The organism is Vibrio sp. Isolate23, from assembly GCF_022398095.1.
In the GTDB taxonomy this organism is placed as follows: domain Bacteria; phylum Pseudomonadota; class Gammaproteobacteria; order Enterobacterales; family Vibrionaceae; genus Vibrio; species Vibrio coralliilyticus_A.
Genome location: NZ_JAKEUV010000005.1, coordinates 209,403 through 232,493, shown reverse-complemented (window position 1 = coordinate 232,493; position 23,091 = coordinate 209,403). Strand labels below are relative to the sequence as shown.

Below are 23,091 nucleotides of genomic sequence, written 5' to 3'. Positions count from 1 at the left end.
GAACCAAGTTTATATTGGTGAAAAACATGTGGGTTGGCGTAATTAGCCTATTTCCTGAAATGTTCCGCAGCGTTACTGATTATGGAGTAACAGGTCAAGCGGTTAAAAAAGGTCTTTTGTCGGTTGAGACATGGAATCCTCGTGATTTCACTCATGACAAGCATCGTACAGTTGATGACAGACCTTACGGTGGTGGCCCTGGTATGTTGATGATGGTTCAGCCTTTGCGCGATGCTATTCATACCGCTAAAAAAGCCTCACCGGGTAAGACGAAAGTCATTTACCTATCCCCCCAAGGTCGTAAGCTTGACCAACGAGGGGTTGAAGAGCTGGCAACAAATGAGAATTTGCTTCTGATTTGTGGTCGCTATGAAGGGGTAGATGAGCGTGTCATCCAATCTGAAGTTGACGAAGAATGGTCAATTGGAGATTTTGTGATGACGGGTGGAGAAATTCCAGCCATGACGCTAATCGACTCGGTTTCTCGGTTTATACCGGGGGTGCTGGGTGATTTTGCATCAGCAGAAGAAGACTCTTTTGCTAATGGTTTATTGGATTGCCCACATTACACGCGTCCGGAAGTATTAGATGGAGAAGAAGTGCCCGCGGTACTGAAATCCGGTAATCACAAGGACATTCGTCGTTGGCGGCTCAAACAGTCGTTAGGCCGTACCTGGCTAAGAAGACCAGAGCTCCTGGAAAACCTAGCTCTGACTGACGAACAGGAACTATTACTCGCAGAGTTCATTAAAGAACACAAAGCGAAGTAGCCTATTAAATTTAGTATCAGTTTATTCTAGGAATATTGAAAATGAGTAACATCATCAAGGCTCTTGAAGAAGAGCAAATGAAAAAAGACCTGCCTAACTTTGCACCTGGTGACACAGTTGTTGTTCAAGTTAAGGTAAAAGAAGGTGACCGTGAGCGTCTACAGGCTTTCGAAGGCGTTGTAATCGGTATTCGTAACCGTGGTCTACACTCTGCATTCACTGTACGTAAGATTTCTAACGGTGAAGGTGTAGAGCGTACGTTCCAAACTCACTCTCCAATGGTTGATAGCATTGAAGTTAAACGCCGCGGTGCAGTACGTCGTGCCAAACTGTACTACCTACGTGAGCGTTCTGGTAAGTCAGCTCGTATTAAAGAGAAACTTGCTAAGAAGTAATGCTATAACTAGCGTTCTCATATTAAACGGAGTCCTTTGGGGCTCCGTTTTTTTTTATGGTTTTAGTTAGCCAAACTTAATGGATGTGTTTGTTGTTAGGTTGTGCTCGTCTCTCAAGTGCCAGATGATTCAATATTGATCTTCAGACCAGCCATCAGAATCCGACATGTCGGGTGCTCCCGGGATAGTATTTTCTTCATCTGCCCATTCACCAAAATCTATCATCTGACATTGTTTGCTGCAGAAAGGGCGGTGAGGGCTTTGCTCCCCCCATTCGACGTCGGTGCCACATTTAGGGCAGGGTACGATGGTGGTTTTGGGCATGTGATTTTCTCTGTGAACATTTAGATATTTGGACGAGTATAGCGTGATTGGGTTAGCTACACACGGCCAAACGAAATTGAATATTATCAATGGAGGCTTGGCCAGATGCGAAGCTTATAAATTTGATTGCAAAACGATTCTTATGACCAGAAATCATGGGGTATACCCCATATTGCATCGGGATTTCTAGACGCAAAATATTCGCTTCTTCGGCATCACTTTGGTAGAAGCCAGCCTGAGCCTCTTGTGGTTGGAAATGACCTGTTTCACGAGTTAGGCGTAGCCAGAGTTTGAGAGCATCGGTGAGTGCTTGGAGCGTATCTAACCAAAGCTTAGTGTCTTTGTTTTTTTGATCAAGAGGTAAATGCAGCCAGTGGTGCAATGCAGGTAAATCAAAACAGCAAGAGCCGCCAGGTAAGTTAAATCTTTGACGAATAGCACTGAGAAAACGATCTTCCTTGAGGCTTTGACCAAAACGCTCTGCAGCCATCAGTTTACTATGGACATTATCGACTTCGCTAAGCACATTGCTTAACATGTCCTGATCCACCCCTTCAACATCAAGCCAAGAACGGTATGTTAATCGCTGTTTCTCAATGTCTTTCGCCAGCTCACTTTTTAGCTGGATTTGCTCGAAGATCTCCAAAAGATCAAACAAAGAACGGAAAAACAATAAGTGCTGCATGTCATCACTAAATTGAGAAGAAACGCTTAATTGGTTAAGCAAAGCTTCAACACGTAAATATATGCGAGTTTTCTCATTTAGTGGATGTTCAAAAAAGTGCGTTGTCATTACATGCGGCCTTTGATTCTTCTTCCTTTATTCTCACCGATTTTCCCTACATATTTCTAGGTACTTTTGATGTAATTCTGTGATTTGAGGCAAAAGTTCTTCGTTTGTTGCATTATTTTTAATCACATCGTCTGCGATTGACAGTCGTTGTGAACGGCTAGCTTGAGAGGCTAAGATAGCGTCGACTTGTTCAATCGGGACTCCATCTCTTTCCATGGTTCTTTGCCGTTGTACTTGCTCATCAACATCGACAACCAATACTCTGTTTGCCAAGCTTTGGAGGTTATTTTCAACCATGAGTGGAATAACCAGCAAAGCATAAGGAGATGAAACCTTGGCTATACCTGCCTGCATCTTTTCGTGAATCATGGGATGCAGCAGTTGGTTTATCCAAGCTTTTTCCTTGTCACAGGCAAAGATGCTTTCTCTTAGTTTAGCTCGGTTGAGCGTTCCGTCTGCCAGTAAAATGTTAGAACCGTATCGTGCTTCTATCGCTTTCAGTCCTTCACTGCCTGGTTCGACAACTTCTCGGGCAACGATATCCGCATCAACAATTTCAATACCAAACTGATCGTGAAAGAGGTTGGCGATGGTGGTTTTCCCACTGGCAATACCGCCTGTTAGGCCGACGATAAAAGGCATATTAGATCCCCAGAATTTGTGTAAAGTACCAGTTGATGATGCTTTCTCCCCACATTGCACTGATCCATCCTGCAATCGCAAGGTAGGGGCCAAACGGGAAGGCTTTGTCTATCCCTTGTTTTTGTAGTCGTAGTTGAATTAGGCCAAAAAGTAATCCAACGAGTGAGGAAAGCAGAACAATAACAGGCAAATATTGCCAGCCTAACCAAGCGCCTAGTGCGGCAAGAAGCTTGAAATCACCATAGCCCATGCCTTCTTTACCAGTGAGAAGTTTGAACCCCCAGTAAATAGACCATAGGCACAAATAGCCTACTATTGCTCCAGTCACAGAATCTTGCAAAGACACAGGGCTCAAGCCTAATAATGATAATGCTATCCCAGACCAAATCAGTGGTAAGGTTAATTGATCAGGCAACAGCATAGTATCGAGATCGATGAAAGTTGCTGCGATTAAAACAAAGGTAAAGAACAATAAGGCAACAGCGAACACACTCAGTTCAAATTGGTAAGCAATCGAAAAACTCATTAACCCCGAAATAAGTTCAACGAGAGGGTAGCGTGGGGAAATACGGTGTTGACAAGATCGGCATTGACCACGCAAAGCAAGCCAACTGAACAGTGGAATATTATCAATATTACGAATTTGAGTGTTACAGCTTGGGCAAGTTGACCTAGGGACACTCAGATTGTAAGTCCCTTCAGGTGACTGAATGCCATACTCTGGAAAACTCTCTGCGCATTCATGTCGCCACTCTCGTTCCATCATCTTAGGTAAGCGATGAATGACGACGTTAAGAAAGCTGCCTATGATCAGACCAAAAAGGGTCGCTAGGGTTGGAAACAACCATGGGTAATAATTGAAAAGTTCCATAAAAAATTTCAGTTGCTTGAGCACGTCGTCTTTGAGTTGAGGTGGATATACTATCCCATAATGTTCATTAAGTTAAAGATAGGCAGGTACATAGCGATCACCAAACTTCCCACTAAACCTCCTAAAGCAAGAATCAAAATCGGCTCAAGTGTTTTCGCAAGGCTTTCAACAGTTGCGTCGATATCTGCTTCATATTGATTCGCGACTCTAGTCAGCATGTCATCCAGTCGCCCAGACTCTTCACCGATCATAATCATTTGCACCATGAGTTCGGGGAAGTCTCGCGATTGGCGCATGGTTGAATGTAAAGCGATTCCCGCGCTTGTTTGTTGGATGAGATGTCTGATGATGTGCTGATAGTAAGCATTGTCTGTTGTACGTGCTGCTGTTTCCAAGCTAATGAGAATGGGCAGGCCTGACTTTAGACTGGTAGACAGTGTACGACTAAAGCGCGCCATACAGCTTTTGAGGAGTAAGGTTCCGAGAATGGGAAGATGTAATGTTGCACGACTTAACCAATACCTGAATCTAGCTGAGCTTCGATATATAGATACAAAAGCAACAGGAATCAGAACACTCATTGCTCCAATACTCAAACTATGGTGCTGCACGGCTTGTGATAATGAGAGAATTTGCTGGGTAAACCATGGAAGCTCAGCACCATAACCGATGAATAGAGCTTCAAATTCGGGAATGACTTTGGTGAGCATTAATAGCGAGACGGCTAATGCTGTTAGAAAGACCAAGCTGGGATAGATAGCAGCGCGTTGGACTCTCGAGGTCAGTTGCTCTGTTTTTTCTCTATATTGAGCAATGCGTTCTAATGAAGCGGCTAAATTACCCGTTTTTTCACCCATGTCGACAATATCTATATAAAGGGCATCAAAGTATCGAGAGGAGTGCTTGAGAGCGCTTGATACCGACAGACCAGCTTGGAGTTGGTGGCTTATCATCCATAATACCGAGCGCAGTTCGGCACGCTTTTGATTCTGCATGATGAGTTTAAGTGACGTCGTGATAGGCAAACCAGTCGCCAGCATAGTCGCCCACTGACGGGTTACATTAGTAAGATCTTTCGTCCTCACTTTATGTTTTATACGGGAATAGCCTGGTAATGGCTTTTGGCGAATAAGACGTACACTGATATCGCGCTCGTTGAGTTGCTCTGTCACTTGTGCTTCACAAATTGCGAGCATGGTCCCTTTTAGCTTCAAACCTTTGTGGTTGATGCCTTGCCAATAGTATGAGCCCAATTGGGTGGTCGTGGGAATGGGGACTTTGTTCATGCTCAAAGACTAGAGTAGCACCCGCTGTAGTTCTGTTTGACTGGTTACCCCTTGCGTAAGCTTCTCAATTCCAGATTGGCGCAGAGTCTGCATCCCCTGTTCGATCGCCAAGCTTTCAATGTGGTGGGTTGTCGCTCTGGCAGCAATAGCTTCTGATATTTTTGGAGTGACGGTAAGAATTTCAAACAGTCCTATTCGTCCAGAGTAACCTTGATGGCATGAACGACAGCCTAATGGGTCAGCTTTGAATTCCTGAATTTTTTCTGAGTCTGGACGTTTACAGTGAGGGCACAGACGCCTGACTAACCTTTGTGCAATGATAAGACTCAAAGAAGCCGCGACATTGAAAGGTTCGATGCCCAGGTTTTGTAAACGCAGAATGGCTTCTGCAGCCGAGTTAGTGTGCAGAGTTGAAAGCACTAAATGCCCGGTCTGCGCTGCTTTGGCTGCGATTTCCGCTGTTTCACGGTCTCGTATTTCTCCGACCATAACAACATCAGGATCTTGGCGTAAAAAAGCTCGAAGAGCTTGAGCAAAATGAAACCCAATTTGGGGTTGGATTTGAACCTGATTGATTCCCGATACATGCATTTCAACAGGATCCTCTGCTGTCGCAATATTGACTTCACTTTGATTGAGAATATTCAGGCCACTGTATAATGACAACGTCTTGCCACTGCCTGTTGGGCCTGTGATTAGGATCATGCCCTGAGGTTTAGCTAACGCTCTACGATAGTGCTCACTTTGTGATGGGCTATAGCCTAAATGCTCTAAATCGAAGCTGGTTATCCGGTTATCGAGCAGCCGCAATACGACTTTTTCTCCCCATATGGTCGGTAAGGTTGAGACACGTATATCGATGGCCTTTGAGGATGCGATAGCTAAGGTGATTCTGCCATCTTGTGGTAGGCGGCGTTCTGCAATGTCGAGCTTAGCTAATATTTTGAGCCGAGCAATTAAACGATTAGATAGGTGGTGAGGGGGCTGTTGTCTTTCAATCAGTAAGCCATCACATCTGAATCGAACACGGAACCAGTTTTCATAAGGCTCAAAATGGATATCAGAGGCACGTTTGCGCACTGCGTCTAGCAGTACTTGATGTATGTACTGGCTAATAGGTGAAGTATCTTGATAGAGGGCTTCATGATCTGCACTTTCTTCTTCAGTGGTCTCGACTAGCTGCTCAAGCTCTTGAACGCTGATTGCTTTAAAACCAAACCTCTCACCTGAAAATTTATCACCATATAAGTGATGTATCGCCTCCATCAAACTATGGTTCTGACAGAGTACTAACTTGACTTTTAGACCTGTGGCAAAGCGAAAGTCTTGTTCAATTTCTGCAATCGATGGGTCACTGATCGCTAAGGTCAATTGGTGACTATCTATATGGAGGGGCAGCGCTGAATGTCGGCAAACTAAATCGTTAACTCCTAGGCGCTGACAGCACGAGATATAATCAAATGAGTCTAGCTGAATGATGGTGAGGGAGAAGAGTTCACTGATCATTGTGACCAGCTTTTGTGGTGATATATCATCGAGAGTGAGCAGTGCAGTACAGGCGTCCGCTTTCTGGGTATTCATTGCTGCCATGGCATGCAGGGCTTGAGCTTGAGTTATTTTGTTCGCTCGCTGTAGTAAGTGAGGTAATTGGCTCATCATTAGCGACTCGGACACCAATTCTGGCTTTCAGTACCTCTACAGCTGACTGCCCATGTAATCCCACTTGTTGATGAATTGGGTGTTAAGTGAACGCTGGCATTGCTTGGTAGTGAGCCTTTTGAGCCTGATAATGCTGCGGTAATGACACTGATAGAACCACTTGTCTGTGCATTGACGTAAAAACCGTTGAAGTTTTGTTGTGATGGCACACCATTGTTACCTGAAATACAGCTAGTAGCAGAGGCACTGTTTGTTAGGCAAAGGCTTACCGCGGTTTTCATCACTGATGTTGCATTGAGCATATCGCCGGCATGGGCACGCTGGGTGTAGCTTTGATAAGCAGGAATTGCGAAGGCCGATAAAATTCCGATGATCGCCACAACGATCATCAACTCAATCAGTGTAAAGCCACGTAATGCAATATTGTTTGGTAACGTCATGAGAGTCCTACGTACTTTTCATTAGCGTGAGAAGAGTAGGTAAAGGACTTTACGCTGAATATTAGGCTGGAGGAGACTCGCGAGAAGGTAAGCTTAGCTTAATCGATATAAGACATCTGAATTGCATAGCTGTTTGAATTGCGGTCTATTTTGCTTAGTGATTTGCCTACATTAAAAACGACAAGAGAGAGGTTATTCCTCTCTCTTGTCGTTAGTGATGGGCTTACTTAAAGCGCATCGACAAGTCCATCGCTTTGAGGTGTTTGGTCAGAGCGCCAACAGAAATGTAATCAACCCCCGTTTCAGCGTATTCACGCAAGGTTTCTAAAGTGACATTACCAGAGTTTTCTAGTGCTGCTCGGCCTGCGTTAATTTTTACCGCTTCACGCATCATGTCGGTTGTAAAATTATCAAGCATGATGATGTCAGCACCAGCCTCGATGGCCTCAGTCAGTTCTTGTAAACTTTCTGTTTCTACTTCAACAGGTTTGCCCGGATTCAACTGCTTAGCATTTTTAATTGTTTGAGTGATACCGCCATTGGCAATAATGTGATTTTCTTTGATGAGATAGGCATCGAAAACGCCGATACGGTGATTGAAACCACCGCCACATGCAACGGCGTACTTTAGTGCGCTACGTAGGCCGGGAATCGTTTTACGGGTATCCAACAGTCGACAATTGGTGCCTTCGAGCTGTTTGGCGTACTCGGCAGTAATCGTGGCACAACCTGATAGGGTCTGGATAAAGTTCATCGCATTACGTTCGCCAGTTAGTAACGCGCGTGAAGGGCCAGAAAGGTGACAAAGTACCTGATTAGGTTCAACTGCATCGCCATCTTGCACGTGCCATTCAATCTTTACTTCACCACCCAGTTGCTTGAATACCTCATCAGCCCAAGCTTGACCACAAAATACGCCGTGTTCACGGGTAATGATGGTGGCTTCGTTGTGAGCATCAGCGGGGATTAGACTTGCGGTGATATCAGCGGCTGGATCTAAAGTTCCACCGAGATCTTCTTTTATGGTTTCGGTAACGGAGCGAGAGATTTCCAGAGGTAAATGCAGCTTCAAATATTCAAGACGTTCTTGGCTATTGTGGGTTTCTTTCATTGCAAATCTAATAGGCAGTTGAACATAAGGTGCGCATGATACGATGACTGCGAGGGAAATTCAGCCATTATTCTGGTATTTCACCGTTGAAAGTCTAAAATCAAGAACTTAGTAAGCAAAAAGGAGACAAGCATGATTGATGAAAGCGGTTGGTATCAAGGTGCCAGACATGTTCCGTCTCCCTTTTTCGATCAGCGAACCGATGTAACGGATATCTCCTTGCTTGTGGTACATAACATTAGCTTGCCACCAGGCCAATTCGGCGGGCCTTACATCGAGCAGTTTTTTACGGGGCAACTGAACGCTGAAGAGCATCCGTTTTTTAAGGTCATTCATCAGATGGGCGTTTCTGCGCATTGTCTGATAAGGCGTGATGGTGAAGTAGTGCAGTTTGTGCCGTTTACAGCAAGAGCGTGGCATGCGGGTGTATCAAGTTTTGCGGGGCGAGAAAAGTGCAACGACTACTCAATTGGTATTGAGTTAGAAGGCAGTGATTACGTTGCGTACACCGATGAGCAATATCAAGCCCTCAGTGAACTGACCCAATCGATACAACGTCAATACCCTAAAATCACCTTACCCAGAATCACAGGTCATCAATATATTGCCCCATTGCGCAAATCTGATCCGGGTTTGGTGTTTGATTGGGTGAGGTTTAGAAATGCGCTACGTCCATAGGAATAACAACCGACTTCGTCGAACGAGCTGTGCGCTAATTTTCGCTTCGCTGCGGGAACACTGGAGTGAGCCCTTAATCAAAGTGGATAAGTTTAGTTTATCCAGTTATCTGAAGGGCGAAGCCCGTTCCCGCCTCCCGCTTTTATAGCGTTTCCTGATATTCCACTAAGACTTGTTCAATCCAAGTCGCAATGCGCTCGTCGCTTAACTCATACTGAGAATCTTCGTCTAGAGCGAGGCCGACAAATTGGCTGCCATCTTCCGTCAGCGCCTTTGATGCTTCAAACTCGTAGCTTTCATCGTTTGGCCAGTAACCAATCAGGTTAGCGCCTGTCTTCTTCAGTTCGTCGTGCAACATGCCCATTGCATCCAGATACCATTCGCCATAGCCTTCTTGATCGCCTAAGCCGAACAATGCGACGGTCTTGCCATTTAGTGATAAGCCATCGATTTGATCCCATATCTCATTCCAGTCTTCTTGAATTTCGCCGAAATCCCAAGTTGAAATGCCTAAAATCAGAAAGTCATAATCAGCCATCTCTGCTAGAGGAGTTTCTTTGATATTGCGGATATCCACCAGTTCTTCACCTATGATGGCGCGCATTTTCTCCGCGGCCATTTCCGTGTAGCAAGTTGTCGAACCGTAAAACAGACCAATTTTCATCACTTTCTTTTTCATTATTTTGAATCAATAGCGAATTCTAAACACAAAATGGCGAGCTTTGCAGCGAATATCCATATCGAATGGCAATTTTTATGGCTTTATTGTTGCGTGACACTTACATTGAGCGCATATCATAACGTTGAGGATTATTGTGTCAGAAGTGATGTCACCCGATCAGGGGATGGTGGAGCAGTTTTTGGATACGATGTGGATGGAGCGAGGGTTATCCGAGAATACGTTGGCATCTTATCGTAATGATTTATCCAAATTACTTCACTGGATGGCTGAAAATAACTACAGACTCGATTTTATTAGCTTGTCTGGTTTACAGGACTACCAAAGTTGGTTAATGGATCAGGGGTACAAGCAGACTTCACGAGCCCGTATGTTGTCTGCGATCCGTCGTTTATTCCAGTATCTACACAGAGAAAAAGTGCGAGCGGATGATCCTAGTGCTTTACTCGTTAGCCCTAAATTACCTAAGAGGCTACCCAAAGATCTCAGTGAAGAGCAGGTTGAAGCACTGCTGAATGCACCGGATCCAAACGATGCCATGGAATTGCGCGATAAAGCCATGCTGGAATTGCTTTATGCGACAGGCTTGCGTGTCACAGAGCTGGTCAGCTTAACGATGGAAAACATCAGCCTTCGTCAGGGTGTTGTTCGTGTCACTGGTAAAGGTGGTAAAGAGCGCTTGGTTCCGATGGGCGAAAATGCAGTCGACTGGATTGAAACTTTTATCCAACAAGGTAGGTCTGAGTTACTTGGAGACACTACATCTGATGTTGTCTTTCCAAGCAAGCGTGCGCGCCAAATGACGCGTCAGACGTTTTGGTATCGTATCAAGCATTATGCGGTTTTGGCTGGCATTGATACTGAGATACTGTCGCCGCACGTATTGCGCCATGCTTTTGCGACGCATTTGCTCAACTACGGCGCTGACCTACGAGTGGTACAGATGCTACTCGGACACAGTGATTTGTCGACAACACAAATTTATACTCATGTAGCGACAGAACGGCTAAAACAGCTACACAGTGAGCATCATCCAAGAGCATAAGGGATTATCTCTTATCATATTAAAAAATAAGGTGAATTTAATGAGCGTACTACGCCGAGTGACTCTACTTACGTTACCACTGCTTGTGGCAGCACAGGCAGTATCTGCAGCGGAAGTAAAATTTGATACAGCTCAGCTTGAAGAGCGTTTTGCCAAGCTAGGATTAGAAGTGAAAAAAGTGGCGCCTGCAGATATCGATGGTTTAGTCGAAGTGCAGACCAGTGGAGGAATTCTTTTTGCTTCACCAGACGGTGAATACTTTTTAGCAGGTACACTTTATAAGCTTGATGGCAATGGCCAATATGAAGATGTACTGGCGAAACGTCAGGCGCCGATCAATGCGGCTAAAATCGAAGCATTCAAAGACAGCATGATTGATTTTAAGGCTAAAGACGAGAAATACGTTATCACTGTCTTCACGGATATTACTTGTGGCTACTGTGTACGTCTTCATAACCAAATGAAAGATTACAATGATTTGGGTATCACTATTCGTTATATGGCTTACCCACGTCAAGGGGCAACGGGTTCTGTTGCGGATCAAATGGCAGCAATTTGGGGCTCGGACGATCAGCAAGCTGCCATGCATAACGGTAAGGTGAAACGTGAGTTCCCAGATAAGAGCAAAGATTTCGCCAAGTATCAGGAAATCATCAAAGAGCATTATACTCTTGGGCGTGAGTTAGGTATTAGTGGCACGCCAGCGATTTTCTTACCAAATGGTGAAATGGTTGGCGGCTATTTACCACCAGAACAGATGCTGCAACGCCTACAACAAACACAAAAATCGTAATTCAATCTCCAGAGTTGCGTTTGAGCGCCTGACAAGCGACCCTGTGATGAGAATCCTATGTCATGAATTAGGTTGATATAAGATTCTCATCTGTTAACTTGTTCGCTATTCAGGTGTCCTGCCCAAGAACAAGGCTCAATCCAATCTATGATCGAAATTCAACGCCGGCCTGAGGTTGATCTCAGTCTGCTTTCCACCGACATTGCTCCACTTCTTAAGCGCATTTACATCTCACGTGGTATCACCAGTGCGCAGCAGTTAGAAACGACGGCGCGTGCATTGCATTCTTATCAAAAATTGCATGGTATTGACGCCGCAGTCGAGTTGCTATTTGAATCTATCCAGAGTAATAAACGTATTATTGTTGTCGGAGATTTCGATGCTGATGGGGCAACCAGCTCGGCTCTATCGGTGCTCGCATTGCGAATGCTTGGTTCCAATAACGTCGATTATTTGGTGCCGAATCGCTTTGAAGATGGTTATGGTCTTAGCCCAGAAGTCGTTGATCAGGCGATTGAGATTGGCGCTGAAGTGATCATGACAGTCGATAATGGTGTCTCTTCAATTGATGGTGTGCGATACGCCAAAGAGCAGGGGCTAAAGGTATTAGTCACTGACCATCACCTGCCGGGCCATGAGTTACCTAACGTCGATGCAATGGTCAACCCAAACCTAGAAGAGTGTGCCTTTCCTTCGAAAGCCTTGGCTGGAGTTGGAGTGGCGTTTTATCTCATGATGGCGTTGTGTGTTCATATGAGAAAGCAGGGATGGTTTGCCGATCAGGGCATGGCTGAACCAAAACTGATGGAGTTGATTGATTTGGTTGCTCTGGGTACGGTTGCTGATGTGGTGCCACTGGATGAAAACAATCGCATTCTGGTTCACCAAGGTTTGCAGCGTATTCGTGCTGGCAAAGCACGACCTGGTATTCAAGCATTGATTGAAGTCGCAAAGCGAGATGCGCGTCGATTGGTCGCGGCCGATTTCGGTTTTGCACTAGGTCCGCGTATTAACGCAGCAGGTCGTTTGGATGATATGTCATTTGGCGTTGAGCTTTTGATGGCCAACAACATTCATGCTGCACGTCGTATGGCGAGTGAGCTGGATGGCTTGAACCAAACGCGTAAAGAAATTGAAGAAGGTATGAAACAGGAAGCGATGGCTTTCTGTGAGCGTCTTCAGTTTGGTGACAAGGATATGCCTCATGGGCTGGTGCTGTTTCAGCGTGATTGGCACCAAGGTGTGATTGGTATTTTGGCATCTCGAATCAAAGAGAAGTTTCATCGTCCTGTGATTGCCTTCGCGGATGGTGGTGAAGGGAGCATTAAGGGCTCATGTCGTTCGATTCCGGGCCTACATATGCGTGATACTCTCGATCGTATTGATACTCAAAACCCCGGCTTGATCCTCAAGTTTGGTGGGCACGCCATGGCAGCTGGCCTGACGATCATGGAAAAAGACTTCGAACGATTTGCTCAGCTGTTTGATGAGGCTGTGAAACAAGAGTTGGACGACGTCGCTCTCAAAGGTGTGATTTTGTCTGACGGTGAGTTGAAGCCAGAAGAGTTTTCTATGCATATCGCAGAGATGCTTCGTGCTGGTGGACCTTGGGGGCAAGCTTTCCCTGAACCTCTGTTCGACGGTGAATTTAAAGTGCTTCATCAGAAATTGGTTGGCGAGAAGCACCTGAAGCTGATGCTGGAGCCTTTACATAAAGGTCATCCGACCAACATCATGATTGATGGGATTGCTTTTAATGTCGATCTGCGTCGCTGGCCAGATGCGTCAGTGAAAACGGTACGTTTGGCTTACAAGCTGGATATCAACGAGTTTCGAGGTAATCAGTCACTGCAATTGATGATTGACCATATCGAAGCAAAATAGTCTTTCACGAAATGTAGGAACGGGCTGCGCTTGTGAAAGCGCAGCCCGTTTTTGTTTACTAGCAACGACGAGTCTCTTCTTTTCCCGACATTTTCTGTTCATATTCCTTTAAAACTGACCAATTAAAGTGTGATTGCTAGCACGATTTATTCCCATCTGTTTACATTTTGTAATTGGTCAGACCAATTTGATTGCTGTTTTAATCAGCTAATGTTATCAAAGTGTTGATGCATGGCTTGTTCTATGATGTGGGTCAATTTTTGACTGGAACTTGCGTTTTAATTATGTTAATTTCGTCGCCAACTTAAAATTGGTAATACCAATTGACTGCAAAGAGTAGAAGAACAACAACTATGGCTTATCAAAGGATTCGTCAGCCAAAACTCTCTGATGTAATTGAACAAGAGTTAGAACGGCTGATTGTGGAAGGAACATTGTCTCCGGGGCAGCAGTTGCCACCAGAGCGCGAACTGGCAAAGCAGTTTGATGTGTCTCGTCCTTCAATCCGTGAAGCAATTCAACGCCTCGAAGCTAAACGTCTTCTCACTCGTCGCCAGGGTGGTGGCACATTTGTTAGCGAGAATATCTGGACGAGTTTTTCAGATCCTCTGCTAAATTTATTGTCTAGCCATTCGGAAACACAGCTGGATTTACTCGAAACGCGCCATGCGATGGAAGGTATCTCTGCTTATTTTGCAGCAGTTCGTGGCACCGATGAGGACTTTGCCCGTATTCAGGCTTGCCTGAAAAACATCAGCGAAGAGCAAACGAAGAAAAATGTTGAAGCGGAAGCGGCTGCGGTGATGCAGTTTCTGATCGCTTTGACTGAAGCGGCGCACAACGTTGTTTTGCTTCATATCGTTCGCAGTTTGGCCCCTTTGCTGGAGCAAAACGTCCTTCAGAATCTTAAGCTCTTACATCGCCGCGATGAAGTGGTGGAAAAAGTAAGTAAACACCGAGCTAATATCGTTGATGCGATCGTTTCTGGTCAGCCAGAAAAGGCGCGTGAAATGTCGCACTCACACTTAGCTTATATTGAAGAAACATTGTTGGATTTGAGTCGTGAAGAGTCTCGCCGTGAGCGATCTTTGCGTCGAATTCAGCAGGGTAACGACTCGTAAAGAGCGTTACTTAAATAAGTAGATCCAACCAACAGAAGGATAGATCGCCATGTCTGATATGAAGCATGACGTAGACGCACTGGAAACTCAAGAATGGCTACAAGCCCTTGAGTCAGTTGTACGTGAAGAAGGTGTAGAGCGTGCTCAGTTCCTACTAGAGCAAGTTCTGGACAAAGCACGTCTAGACGGTGTTGACATGCCAACAGGAATCACAACCAACTACATCAACACGATTCCTGCAGATCAAGAACCAGCTTACCCAGGTGACACAACACTTGAGCGCCGTATTCGTTCCATCATCCGCTGGAACGCAATCATGATCGTTCTACGTGCATCTAAGAAAGACCTAGAGCTAGGCGGCCACATGGCGTCTTTCCAGTCTTCTGCTGCATTCTACGAAGTATGTTTCAACCACTTCTTCCGTGCTCCAAACGAGACGGACGGTGGCGATCTAGTGTACTACCAAGGTCACATCTCACCAGGTATCTACTCTCGTGCATTCGTTGAAGGTCGTCTAACTGAAGAGCAGCTAGACAACTTCCGTCAAGAAGTAGACGGCAAAGGTATTCCATCATACCCGCACCCTAAACTGATGCCTGAGTTCTGGCAGTTCCCAACAGTATCTATGGGTCTAGGCCCAATTTCTGCGATTTACCAAGCGCGTTTCCTTAAGTACCTTGACGGTCGTGGTCTGAAAGACACGTCTGCTCAACGTGTGTACGCTTTCCTAGGTGACGGTGAGATGGATGAGCCAGAATCACGTGGTTCACTGTCTTTCGCAGCTCGTGAGAAACTAGACAACCTATGTTTCCTAGTGAACTGTAACCTACAGCGTCTAGACGGCCCTGTAATGGGTAACGGTAGCATCATCCAAGAGCTAGAAGGCCTATTCAAAGGTGCTGGCTGGAACGTTGTTAAAGTTATCTGGGGTAGCAACTGGGATGCACTACTTGCTAAAGATACATCTGGCAAGCTTCTACAGCTAATGAACGAAACTGTAGATGGTGACTACCAAACATTTAAATCTAAAGATGGCGCATACGTACGTGAGCACTTCTTTGGTAAATACCCAGAGACAGCTGCACTAGTGGCAGACATGACAGACGACGAAATCTTCGCACTTAAGCGTGGTGGTCACGAGTCTTCTAAACTGTATGCAGCATACAAAAACGCGGCAGAGACTAAAGGTCGTCCAACAGTCATCCTAGCTAAGACTGTTAAAGGTTACGGTATGGGTGAAGCGGCTGAAGGTAAGAACATCGCGCACCAAGTTAAGAAGATGGACATGACTCACGTATTACACCTACGTGATCGTCTAGGTCTTCAAGACATCCTAACTGACGAAGCGGTTAAAGAGCTTCCGTACCTGAAGCTTGAAGAAGGTTCTGCGGAATACGAATACCTACACGCTCGTCGTAAAGAGCTAAAAGGTTACACGCCACAGCGTCTGCCTAAGTTCACTCAAGAATTCAAAGTACCTGAGCTAGAAGAGTTCGCGCCGCTACTAAGCGAGCAGAAGCGTGATATCTCTACAACAATGGCTTACGTTCGTACGCTTAATATCCTGCTTAAGAACAAGAACATTGGTAAGAACATCGTTCCTATCATCTGTGACGAAGCACGTACGTTTGGTATGGAAGGTCTATTCCGTCAGATCGGTATCTACAACCCGCACGGTCAGGAATATACGCCAGAAGATAAAGGCATTGTTTCTTACTACAAAGAAGCGACATCTGGTCAGGTTCTACAAGAAGGTATCAACGAGCTAGGCTCAATGGCTTCTTGGGTTGCTGCTGCGACATCTTACAGCACTAACGATCTGCCAATGATTCCATTCTACATCTACTACTCAATGTTTGGTTTCCAACGTGTAGGCGATATGGCATGGATGGCGGGTGACCAACAAGCTCGTGGTTTCCTACTAGGTGCTACTGCTGGTCGTACAACGCTAAACGGTGAAGGTCTACAGCACGAAGACGGTCACTCACACATCATGGCGAACACAGTTCCTAACTGTATCTCTTACGACCCAACATTCGCGTACGAAGTTGCGGTAATCATGCAAGACGGTATCCGTCGCATGTACGGTCCTGAGCAAGAGAACGTGTTCTACTACCTAACGGTAATGAACGAAAACTACGCCATGCCAGCAATGCCAGAAGGCGCTGAAGAAGGCATTCGTAAGGGTATCTACAAGCTTGAGTCTTACGCAGGTGACAAGTCTAAAGTTCAGCTAATGGGCTCTGGTACTATCATGAACGAAGTACGTAAAGCTGCGACTATCCTAAGCGAAGACTACGGCATCGCGTCTGACGTGTTCTCTGTAACGTCATTCAACGAACTGACTCGCGACGGTCAAGCGGTAGAGCGTGACAACATGCTACACCCAGAAGCTGACGCAAAAGTGCCTTACATCGCAGAAGTGATGGGCAGCGAGCCAGCAATCGCAGCGACTGACTACATGAAGAACTACGCAGAACAAGTTCGTGCGTTCATGCCTTCTGAGTCTTATAAAGTACTGGGTACTGATGGCTTTGGTCGTTCAGACAGCCGCGAAAACCTACGTCGTCATTTCGAAGTGAACGCAGGTTACGTTGTTGTAGCAGCGCTAAGTGAACTGGCTAAGCGTGGTGATGTTGAGAAGTCAGTAGTCGTTGAAGCGATTGCTAAATTCGACATCGACACTGAAAAAACTAACCCGCTATACGCTTAATTGAGAAGGTAAATAAGAAATGGCAATCGAAATTAATGTACCAGACATCGGTGCGGATGAGGTTGAAGTTACTGAAATTCTTGTAAGCGTTGGTGACAAGGTTGAAGAAGAGCAGTCTCTGATCACAGTTGAAGGCGATAAGGCTTCTATGGAAGTTCCTGCATCTCAAGCGGGTATCGTTAAAGAAATCAAAGTTGCTGAAGGCGACTCGGTTTCTACTGGTTCTCTAATCATGCTGTTCGTTGAAGATAATGTCGAAGCCGAGGGTGCAGCTGACGCTGCACCTGCTCCTGCGGCAGCTCCAGCAGCAGCGGCAGAGCTTAAAGAAGTTCACGTACCAGATATCGGTGGCGATGAAGTTGAAGTGACTGAAATCATGGTTGCAGTTGGCGACAGTATTGAAGAAGAGCAATCTCTTCTAACGGTTGAAGGCGACAAAGCTTCTATGGAAGTACCTGCACCATTCGCTGGTACGCTAAAAGAGATCAAAGTAGCAGCAGGCGATAAAGTAACGACTGGCTCTTTAATCATGACTTTCTCTGTAGAATCAGGCGAAGTAGCAGGCTCTGGCGCTCCAGCGGCACCTGTTGCAGCAGAAACTCCAGTAGCAGCTGCTCCAGCGGCGTCTGCAGCGAAAGAAGTGAACGTTCCAGATATCGGTGGCGACGAAGTTGAAGTGACTGAAATCATGGTTGCAGTTGGCGATACAGTGGAAGAAGAGCAATCTCTAATCACTGTTGAAGGCGACAAAGCTTCAATGGAAGTACCAGCACCATTTGCGGGCACGGTTAAAGAAATCAAGATTGCAGCTGGCGACAAAGTGTCTACTGGCTCTCTAATCATGGTCTTCGAAGTGGCGGGTGTAGCACCAGCTCCTGCAGCGGCTCCAGCTCAAGCGGCGGCACCTGCAGCAGCTCCTAAAGCAGAAGCACCAGCGGCAGCAGCTCCAGTAACGACTGGCGATTTCCAAGAGAACAACGAGTACGCACACGCATCTCCAGTTGTTCGCCGTCTAGCGCGTGAGTTTGGCGTTAACCTGTCTAAAGTTAAAGGTTCTGGCCGTAAGAGCCGTATCCTGAAAGAAGACGTTCAAGCCTACGTGAAAGACGCACTTAAGCGTCTTGAGTCTGGCGCAGGTGCAGCAGCATCTGGTAAAGGCGACGGCGCAGCGCTTGGTCTTCTGCCTTGGCCGAAAGTTGACTTCAGCAAGTTTGGTGAAACTGAAGTTCAGAAGCTTTCTAAGATCAAGAAGATCTCGGGTGCAAACCTACACCGTAACTGGGTAATGATCCCTCACGTTACACAGTGGGACAACGCTGATATCACTGAGCTAGAAGCGTTCCGTAAAGAGCAGAACGCTATCGAAGCGAAGAAAGACACGGGCATGAAGATCACACCACTTGTGTTCATCATGAAAGCTGCTGCTAAAGCGCTTGAAGCGTTCCCAGCGTTCAACTCTTCTCTGTCTGAAGATGGCGAAAGCATCATTCTGAAGAAATACGTCAACATCGGTATCGCAGTAGATACGCCAAACGGTCTGGTTGTTCCTGTCTTTAAAGACGTGAACAAGAAAGGCATCTACGAGCTATCTGAAGAGCTAATGGCGGTTTCTAAGAAAGCACGTGCAGGTAAGCTAACTGCGGCTGACATGCAAGGTGGCTGTTTCACTATCTCAAGCCTAGGTGGCATCGGCGGTACAGCGTTCACTCCAATCGTAAACGCTCCAGAAGTCGGTATCCTTGGCGTGTCTAAGTCTGAAATGAAACCTGTATGGAACGGTAAAGAATTCGAACCTCGCCTACAGCTTCCACTGTCTCTATCATACGATCACCGTGTGATCGATGGTGCTGAAGGTGCGCGCTTCATTACCTTCCTAAACAGTGCGCTATCAGACATTCGTCGTCTGGTTCTTTAATTGAACTGAGATGATTGAGAGGCGGCCTTTTTAGCCGCCTCTGTTAATAGAAACATCTGACAATTGGGTGAAGGAGAATGTTTTCCTAACTTAATTGTTGGCTAGCTCACAGGCTAAATGGAATTGCTTTTCACACCATTAACATCTCTGTAAACTGTTGGCGGTCTGAAAATAACTGTTTAAAACCAACCACTCTTAAACAAAAGAATCAATACCCACTCAGCCTGTTAGGGATAATGACTACAAGAGGTCAAAATGAGCAAAGAAATTAAAGCCCAAGTTGTTGTACTTGGTTCTGGTCCTGCTGGTTACTCCGCTGCCTTCCGTTGTGCAGACTTAGGTCTTGAAACTGTACTAATCGAGCGCTACAGCACTCTTGGCGGTGTATGTCTAAACGTGGGTTGTATCCCATCTAAAGCACTTCTTCACGTATCTAAAGTAATTGAAGAAGCAAAAGCTATGGCAGATCACGGCGTTGTGTTCGGTGAGCCGCAAACTGATATCAGCAAAATTCGTATCTGGAAAGAGAAAGTTGTTAATCAACTGACTGGCGGTCTTAGCGGTATGGCTAAGATGCGTAATGTGACGGTTGTTAACGGTTACGGCAAATTTACTGGCCCTAACTCTATCCTTGTTGAAGGCGAAGGAGAGGCAACAACCGTAAACTTCGATAACGCTATCGTTGCTGCGGGTTCTCGCCCTATCAAACTGCCATTCATTCCGCATGAAGACCCACGTATTTGGGACTCAACGGATGCACTCGAACTGAAAGAAGTTCCTGAAAAACTACTTATCATGGGTGGTGGTATCATCGGTCTAGAAATGGGTACGGTTTACCAGTCACTTGGTTCTAAAGTTGACGTCGTTGAGATGTTTGACCAAGTTATCCCAGCGGCAGATAAAGATATCGTTAAAGTTTACACTAAGCGTGTGAAGGACAAATTCAACCTAATGCTAGAAACGAAAGTGACAGCAGTTGAAGCAAAAGAAGACGGTATTTACGTGTCAATGGAAGGCAAGAAAGCCCCTGCTGAAGCAGAGCGCTATGATGCAGTTCTAGTGGCTATCGGTCGTGTACCAAATGGTAAGCTTATCGATGGTGAGAAAGCGGGTCTAGAAATTGATGAGCGTGGCTTTATCAATGTAGATAAGCAACTTCGTACAAATGTACCTCATATCTTTGCTATCGGTGATATCGTTGGTCAACCAATGCTTGCGCATAAAGGTGTGCATGAAGGCCACGTTGCTGCTGAAGTTATTGCTGGTAAGAAGCACTACTTCGATCCTAAAGTTATTCCTTCAATTGCTTACACTGAGCCAGAAGTGGCATGGGTTGGTAAGACTGAGAAAGAAGCGAAGGAAGAAGGCATCAAGTACGAAGTGGCAACTTTCCCTTGGGCTGCATCAGGTCGTGCAATCGCATCTGACTGCGCAGACGGTATGACTAAGCTTATCTTCGACAAAGAGACTCACCGTGTTATTGGTGGTGCGATCGTTGGTACTAACGGTGGTGAACTACTAGGTGAAATCGGTCTAGCTATTGAGATGGGTTGTGATGCAGAAGATATCGCACTAACTATCCACGCTCACCCAACGCTACACGAGTCTGTCGGTCTAGCTGCTGAAGTATTCGAAGGTTCTATCACTGACCTTCCAAACAAAAAAGCAGTTAAAAAGAAAAAATAATTTCTCTGAAAACTGACTAACAAAAGCCGCTGATTACTCAGCGGCTTTTTTCATTTTAGGGTCTTTGCAAACACAAAAAAGCCGGGTGAAAACCCGGCTAGTATTAAGGCGTAAGCCTACTTACTTGTAGATGCAAAGCATATCTAGGTAGCTTTGTGTCAGGCGGTTCACAGACTCATCGTCCTGAGTACGGTTAGCCTGTACGAACAATGAGTAGCAAATACCATGGAACAGTGTTGCTAGATCTGCAGGATCGTGTTCGTCACATACCTCACCTCGCTCGATGGCTTTGACAAACATGTTCTGAACCAGCAGTTGATTGGTGCGGTTGGTGGTCACGAACAAAGGCCATACTTCATCACGTGTTGAAGCACTCCACTCAAACCAAACTTTCAACCAGTGACAGTCGTTGACAATCAGATCAACCATCGCTGAAGTTAGATTGCGTAGGTTTTCTTTCGCGTGAATATCGAGGTCGATATTATCAGATAGGAAGTTAGAGAACTGACGAACCACGTAGTTTAGTACATCATCAACCAAATCTTCACGGGTTGGGAAGTAGTTAAACACGGTGGCTACAGAAACCTGGGCGATTTCTGCAATGTCAGCGTGACCACCGCGACCAATACCACGTCGAGCAAACACTTCTAATGCGATTTCCATCAGTTGTTGCTTACGTTTTTGTGGTGAAAGACGCGTACGCGGTCTCTTAGCTATAGAATCCATAGTTATATTTCCTTGCCAATTGAGTTGTATATGTGGGCTTTTGCCCTAATTAGTATTTTATTATTGCTTTCGCATTAATGAGTGTAATGGTGCATATTAATTAGGTCAACGATTTCAGTTTATTTAATAATTATTTTTATTAATACCGTGCTATCGATCATGTAGTTGCATATGGTTATTGCAGTCTTTAATCAAGCAAACGTTTCTCTCGCTACACAGTGGTGATAAACTACGGGCTTAAAATCATCTGGCGATATCTGAACTCGCGTCGAATAAGCTATCGTTAATGCAGAAAATGAGATTGGTATGAAACATACAGTAGAAGTAATGATTTCTGAGCAAGAGGTTCAGGAACGCGTCAATGAACTTGGCAAAGAAATTACAGCTCACTATCAGGGCAGTGAAGATTTGGTGCTGGTTGGTTTGTTACGTGGTTCATTTGTCTTTATGGCTGACTTAGCTCGAAAGATTGAACTGACACATCAAGTAGACTTCATGACAGCTTCTAGCTACGGCAACACGATGGAAAGTTCTCGTGATGTTCGTATTCTTAAAGATTTGGATGATGATATTAAAGGTAAAGATGTTCTAATCATCGAAGACATCATTGATACAGGCAATACGCTGAATAAAATTAAAGAGATTCTTTCTTTACGTGAGCCAAAGTCTATTGCTATCTGTACTTTACTGGATAAGCCCTCACGACGTGAAGTAGAAGTGCCGGTCGATTGGGTTGGTTTTGCCATTCCAGATGAGTTTGTTGTGGGTGTGGGTATTGACTATGCCCAGAAATACCGCCACCTACCTTACATTGGTAAAGTGGTTCCTCAAGAATAAAGCACTCTGATTCCAATAACAAAAGACCCGCGAGATGCGGGTCTTTTGTTATCTATTCAAGTACTGGTGAAGTTAGAATCTTGTTTAGCGCTTCTTGATGGCTGTTTTCTAAGGTTTCTCTACTTGAACAGCGAACCCCTAAGTCTTGGAGCTTGCCATTGCCAATCCCATAGACGAAACCATGAATCTCAACCTCTTGGCCTCTTTCCCATGCCGTCTGTAGTATGGTTGAGTTGCCTAGATTGTAAACTTGCTCAGCAACATTGATCTCACACAATTTATTGCCCCACTGATCTCGTGGCAGGGACTCTATTTGTGCTTTGTATTTGAGGTAATTATCGCGAATGTGCAACAACCAGTTATTGATCAAGCCTAATTGAGGGTTATCGATAGCGGCATTAACACCACCACAGCCGTAGTGACCACAAACAATGATGTGCTTCACCTTAAGAACATCAACCGCATATTGCACAACCGATAAACAGTTCAGGTCAGTATGAACCACCTGATTCGCCACGTTGCGGTGAACAAATAGTTCGCCTGAGTAAAGGCCGGTGAGACGTTCTGCTGGAACTCTGCTGTCTGAGCAGCCGATCCAGAGGAAGCCTGGGTTTTGTCCTTCTTCAAGTTTTGCAAAGTACTCTGGTCGTTCTGCCTTAATAGATTCAGACCACTTTGAGTTATTGTCAAAAAGCTGTTTAATTTCCGGCATCTTACAATCAA

Annotated in this window: 22 protein-coding genes; 11 read left to right on the top strand and 11 right to left on the bottom strand. The window is 45.4% G+C overall.

Annotation, left to right across the window (positions count from 1 at the left end; translation table 11 throughout):
• Positions 1-26: 26 nt before the first annotated feature.
• The gene (gene trmD / locus L1D31_RS14615) at positions 27-770 is read left to right on the top strand and encodes a tRNA (guanosine(37)-N1)-methyltransferase TrmD (protein ID WP_239837821.1); all 744 of its coding nucleotides are present in this window, start codon (positions 27-29) and stop codon (positions 768-770) included.
• Positions 771-811: 41 nt separating this feature from the next.
• The gene (gene rplS / locus L1D31_RS14610; protein ID WP_045977783.1) at positions 812-1,165 is read left to right on the top strand and encodes a 50S ribosomal protein L19; all 354 of its coding nucleotides are present in this window, start codon (positions 812-814) and stop codon (positions 1,163-1,165) included.
• Between the two features lie 129 nt (positions 1,166-1,294).
• Here rplS and yacG read toward each other — a convergent pair whose 3' ends face one another.
• From yacG to nadC, 8 genes are all read right to left on the bottom strand, one after another.
• A complete protein-coding gene (yacG, locus tag L1D31_RS14605) occupies positions 1,295-1,489 on the bottom strand; it encodes a DNA gyrase inhibitor YacG (protein WP_239837820.1) in 195 nt (64 codons plus the stop codon).
• 52 nt (positions 1,490-1,541) lie between these two features.
• Positions 1,542-2,282: a cell division protein ZapD gene (gene zapD / locus L1D31_RS14600; protein ID WP_239837819.1), complete on the bottom strand. Its 741-nt coding sequence runs from the start codon at positions 2,280-2,282 to the stop codon at positions 1,542-1,544.
• A 33-nt stretch (positions 2,283-2,315) separates the two neighbouring features.
• Positions 2,316-2,924, bottom strand: coding sequence for a dephospho-CoA kinase (gene coaE / locus L1D31_RS14595; RefSeq protein ID WP_239837818.1), 609 nt, complete (start codon positions 2,922-2,924; stop codon positions 2,316-2,318).
• A 1-nt stretch (position 2,925) separates the two neighbouring features.
• Complete coding sequence (locus tag L1D31_RS14590) at positions 2,926-3,795, bottom strand: A24 family peptidase (protein WP_239837817.1); 870 nt, start codon at positions 3,793-3,795, stop codon at positions 2,926-2,928.
• Positions 3,796-3,845: 50 nt separating this feature from the next.
• Positions 3,846-5,081, bottom strand: coding sequence for a type II secretion system F family protein (locus L1D31_RS14585; RefSeq protein ID WP_239837816.1), 1,236 nt, complete (start codon positions 5,079-5,081; stop codon positions 3,846-3,848).
• 9 nt (positions 5,082-5,090) lie between these two features.
• Positions 5,091-6,740, bottom strand: coding sequence for a type IV-A pilus assembly ATPase PilB (gene pilB, locus L1D31_RS14580; RefSeq protein ID WP_239837815.1), 1,650 nt, complete (start codon positions 6,738-6,740; stop codon positions 5,091-5,093).
• On the bottom strand, positions 6,740-7,180 hold the full coding sequence (locus tag L1D31_RS14575; protein ID WP_239837814.1) for a prepilin-type N-terminal cleavage/methylation domain-containing protein: 441 nt from the start codon (positions 7,178-7,180) through the stop codon (positions 6,740-6,742). Before L1D31_RS14575 ends, pilB begins: the two co-directional genes overlap by 1 nt.
• 223 nt (positions 7,181-7,403) lie before the next feature.
• Positions 7,404-8,291 carry a carboxylating nicotinate-nucleotide diphosphorylase gene (nadC, locus tag L1D31_RS14570; protein ID WP_239837813.1) on the bottom strand — a complete coding sequence of 296 codons (888 nt, stop codon included), beginning with the start codon at positions 8,289-8,291 and terminating at the stop codon, positions 7,404-7,406.
• 132 nt (positions 8,292-8,423) lie between these two features.
• Here nadC and ampD point away from each other — a divergent pair, with 132 nt between their 5' ends.
• Complete coding sequence (gene ampD, locus L1D31_RS14565; RefSeq protein WP_239837812.1) at positions 8,424-8,969, top strand: 1,6-anhydro-N-acetylmuramyl-L-alanine amidase AmpD; 546 nt, start codon at positions 8,424-8,426, stop codon at positions 8,967-8,969.
• A gap of 142 nt (positions 8,970-9,111) precedes the next feature.
• Here the strand turns inward: ampD and fldB are convergent, their stop codons facing one another.
• The gene (gene fldB, locus L1D31_RS14560) at positions 9,112-9,633 is read right to left on the bottom strand and encodes a flavodoxin FldB (RefSeq protein WP_239837861.1); all 522 of its coding nucleotides are present in this window, start codon (positions 9,631-9,633) and stop codon (positions 9,112-9,114) included.
• Positions 9,634-9,796: 163 nt separating this feature from the next.
• On the opposite strand from fldB, the gene xerD reads away from it, so the two are divergent.
• From xerD to lpdA, 7 genes are all read left to right on the top strand, one after another.
• Complete coding sequence (xerD, locus tag L1D31_RS14555) at positions 9,797-10,693, top strand: site-specific tyrosine recombinase XerD (RefSeq protein WP_239837860.1); 897 nt, start codon at positions 9,797-9,799, stop codon at positions 10,691-10,693.
• 40 nt (positions 10,694-10,733) lie between these two features.
• Positions 10,734-11,486 (top strand): bifunctional protein-disulfide isomerase/oxidoreductase DsbC, encoded by a 753-nt coding sequence (gene dsbC, locus L1D31_RS14550; RefSeq protein WP_239837811.1) that lies wholly within the window; start codon positions 10,734-10,736, stop codon positions 11,484-11,486.
• Between the two features lie 147 nt (positions 11,487-11,633).
• Positions 11,634-13,370: a single-stranded-DNA-specific exonuclease RecJ gene (recJ, locus tag L1D31_RS14545; RefSeq protein WP_239837810.1), complete on the top strand. Its 1,737-nt coding sequence runs from the start codon at positions 11,634-11,636 to the stop codon at positions 13,368-13,370.
• Positions 13,371-13,723: 353 nt separating this feature from the next.
• Complete coding sequence (gene pdhR / locus L1D31_RS14540; RefSeq protein ID WP_006958126.1) at positions 13,724-14,491, top strand: pyruvate dehydrogenase complex transcriptional repressor PdhR; 768 nt, start codon at positions 13,724-13,726, stop codon at positions 14,489-14,491.
• A gap of 49 nt (positions 14,492-14,540) precedes the next feature.
• Positions 14,541-17,204 (top strand): pyruvate dehydrogenase (acetyl-transferring), homodimeric type, encoded by a 2,664-nt coding sequence (gene aceE, locus L1D31_RS14535; RefSeq protein WP_239837809.1) that lies wholly within the window; start codon positions 14,541-14,543, stop codon positions 17,202-17,204.
• Positions 17,205-17,223: 19 nt separating this feature from the next.
• Positions 17,224-19,119, top strand: coding sequence for a pyruvate dehydrogenase complex dihydrolipoyllysine-residue acetyltransferase (aceF, locus tag L1D31_RS14530; protein ID WP_239837808.1), 1,896 nt, complete (start codon positions 17,224-17,226; stop codon positions 19,117-19,119).
• A gap of 255 nt (positions 19,120-19,374) precedes the next feature.
• Positions 19,375-20,805, top strand: a complete 1,431-nt coding sequence (gene lpdA, locus L1D31_RS14525; RefSeq protein WP_239837807.1) for a dihydrolipoyl dehydrogenase — start codon at positions 19,375-19,377, stop codon at positions 20,803-20,805.
• Positions 20,806-20,925: 120 nt separating this feature from the next.
• Here lpdA and L1D31_RS14520 read toward each other — a convergent pair whose 3' ends face one another.
• Positions 20,926-21,531 carry a LuxR/HapR/OpaR family quorum-sensing transcriptional regulator gene (locus L1D31_RS14520; protein WP_239837806.1) on the bottom strand — a complete coding sequence of 202 codons (606 nt, stop codon included), beginning with the start codon at positions 21,529-21,531 and terminating at the stop codon, positions 20,926-20,928.
• 306 nt (positions 21,532-21,837) lie between these two features.
• On the opposite strand from L1D31_RS14520, the gene hpt reads away from it, so the two are divergent.
• A complete protein-coding gene (gene hpt, locus L1D31_RS14515; protein WP_239837805.1) occupies positions 21,838-22,368 on the top strand; it encodes a hypoxanthine phosphoribosyltransferase in 531 nt (176 codons plus the stop codon).
• A gap of 52 nt (positions 22,369-22,420) precedes the next feature.
• Here hpt and can read toward each other — a convergent pair whose 3' ends face one another.
• Entirely contained in the window at positions 22,421-23,080 is a 660-nt protein-coding gene (can, locus tag L1D31_RS14510; RefSeq protein ID WP_239837804.1) for a carbonate dehydratase, read from the bottom strand.
• Positions 23,081-23,091 lie beyond the last annotated feature (11 nt).

Excerpts from the sequence above, each read along its gene's own strand:
- trmD (WP_239837821.1), top strand. The coding sequence starts at position 27 with ATGTGGGTTGGCGTAATTAGCCTATTTCCTGAAATGTTCCGCAGCGTT.
- rplS (WP_045977783.1), top strand. The coding sequence starts at position 812 with ATGAGTAACATCATCAAGGCTCTTGAAGAAGAGCAAATGAAAAAAGAC.
- yacG (WP_239837820.1), bottom strand. The coding sequence starts at position 1,489 with ATGCCCAAAACCACCATCGTACCCTGCCCTAAATGTGGCACCGACGTC.
- zapD (WP_239837819.1), bottom strand. The coding sequence starts at position 2,282 with ATGACAACGCACTTTTTTGAACATCCACTAAATGAGAAAACTCGCATA.
- coaE (WP_239837818.1), bottom strand. The coding sequence starts at position 2,924 with ATGCCTTTTATCGTCGGCCTAACAGGCGGTATTGCCAGTGGGAAAACC.
- L1D31_RS14590 (WP_239837817.1), bottom strand. The coding sequence starts at position 3,795 with ATGGAACTTTTCAATTATTACCCATGGTTGTTTCCAACCCTAGCGACC.
- L1D31_RS14585 (WP_239837816.1), bottom strand. The coding sequence starts at position 5,081 with ATGAACAAAGTCCCCATTCCCACGACCACCCAATTGGGCTCATACTAT.
- pilB (WP_239837815.1), bottom strand. The coding sequence starts at position 6,740 with ATGATGAGCCAATTACCTCACTTACTACAGCGAGCGAACAAAATAACT.
- L1D31_RS14575 (WP_239837814.1), bottom strand. The coding sequence starts at position 7,180 with ATGACGTTACCAAACAATATTGCATTACGTGGCTTTACACTGATTGAG.
- nadC (WP_239837813.1), bottom strand. The coding sequence starts at position 8,291 with ATGAAAGAAACCCACAATAGCCAAGAACGTCTTGAATATTTGAAGCTG.
- ampD (WP_239837812.1), top strand. The coding sequence starts at position 8,424 with ATGATTGATGAAAGCGGTTGGTATCAAGGTGCCAGACATGTTCCGTCT.
- fldB (WP_239837861.1), bottom strand. The coding sequence starts at position 9,633 with ATGAAAATTGGTCTGTTTTACGGTTCGACAACTTGCTACACGGAAATG.
- xerD (WP_239837860.1), top strand. The coding sequence starts at position 9,797 with ATGTCACCCGATCAGGGGATGGTGGAGCAGTTTTTGGATACGATGTGG.
- dsbC (WP_239837811.1), top strand. The coding sequence starts at position 10,734 with ATGAGCGTACTACGCCGAGTGACTCTACTTACGTTACCACTGCTTGTG.
- recJ (WP_239837810.1), top strand. The coding sequence starts at position 11,634 with ATGATCGAAATTCAACGCCGGCCTGAGGTTGATCTCAGTCTGCTTTCC.
- pdhR (WP_006958126.1), top strand. The coding sequence starts at position 13,724 with ATGGCTTATCAAAGGATTCGTCAGCCAAAACTCTCTGATGTAATTGAA.
- aceE (WP_239837809.1), top strand. The coding sequence starts at position 14,541 with ATGTCTGATATGAAGCATGACGTAGACGCACTGGAAACTCAAGAATGG.
- aceF (WP_239837808.1), top strand. The coding sequence starts at position 17,224 with ATGGCAATCGAAATTAATGTACCAGACATCGGTGCGGATGAGGTTGAA.
- lpdA (WP_239837807.1), top strand. The coding sequence starts at position 19,375 with ATGAGCAAAGAAATTAAAGCCCAAGTTGTTGTACTTGGTTCTGGTCCT.
- L1D31_RS14520 (WP_239837806.1), bottom strand. The coding sequence starts at position 21,531 with ATGGATTCTATAGCTAAGAGACCGCGTACGCGTCTTTCACCACAAAAA.
- hpt (WP_239837805.1), top strand. The coding sequence starts at position 21,838 with ATGAAACATACAGTAGAAGTAATGATTTCTGAGCAAGAGGTTCAGGAA.
- can (WP_239837804.1), bottom strand. The coding sequence starts at position 23,080 with ATGCCGGAAATTAAACAGCTTTTTGACAATAACTCAAAGTGGTCTGAA.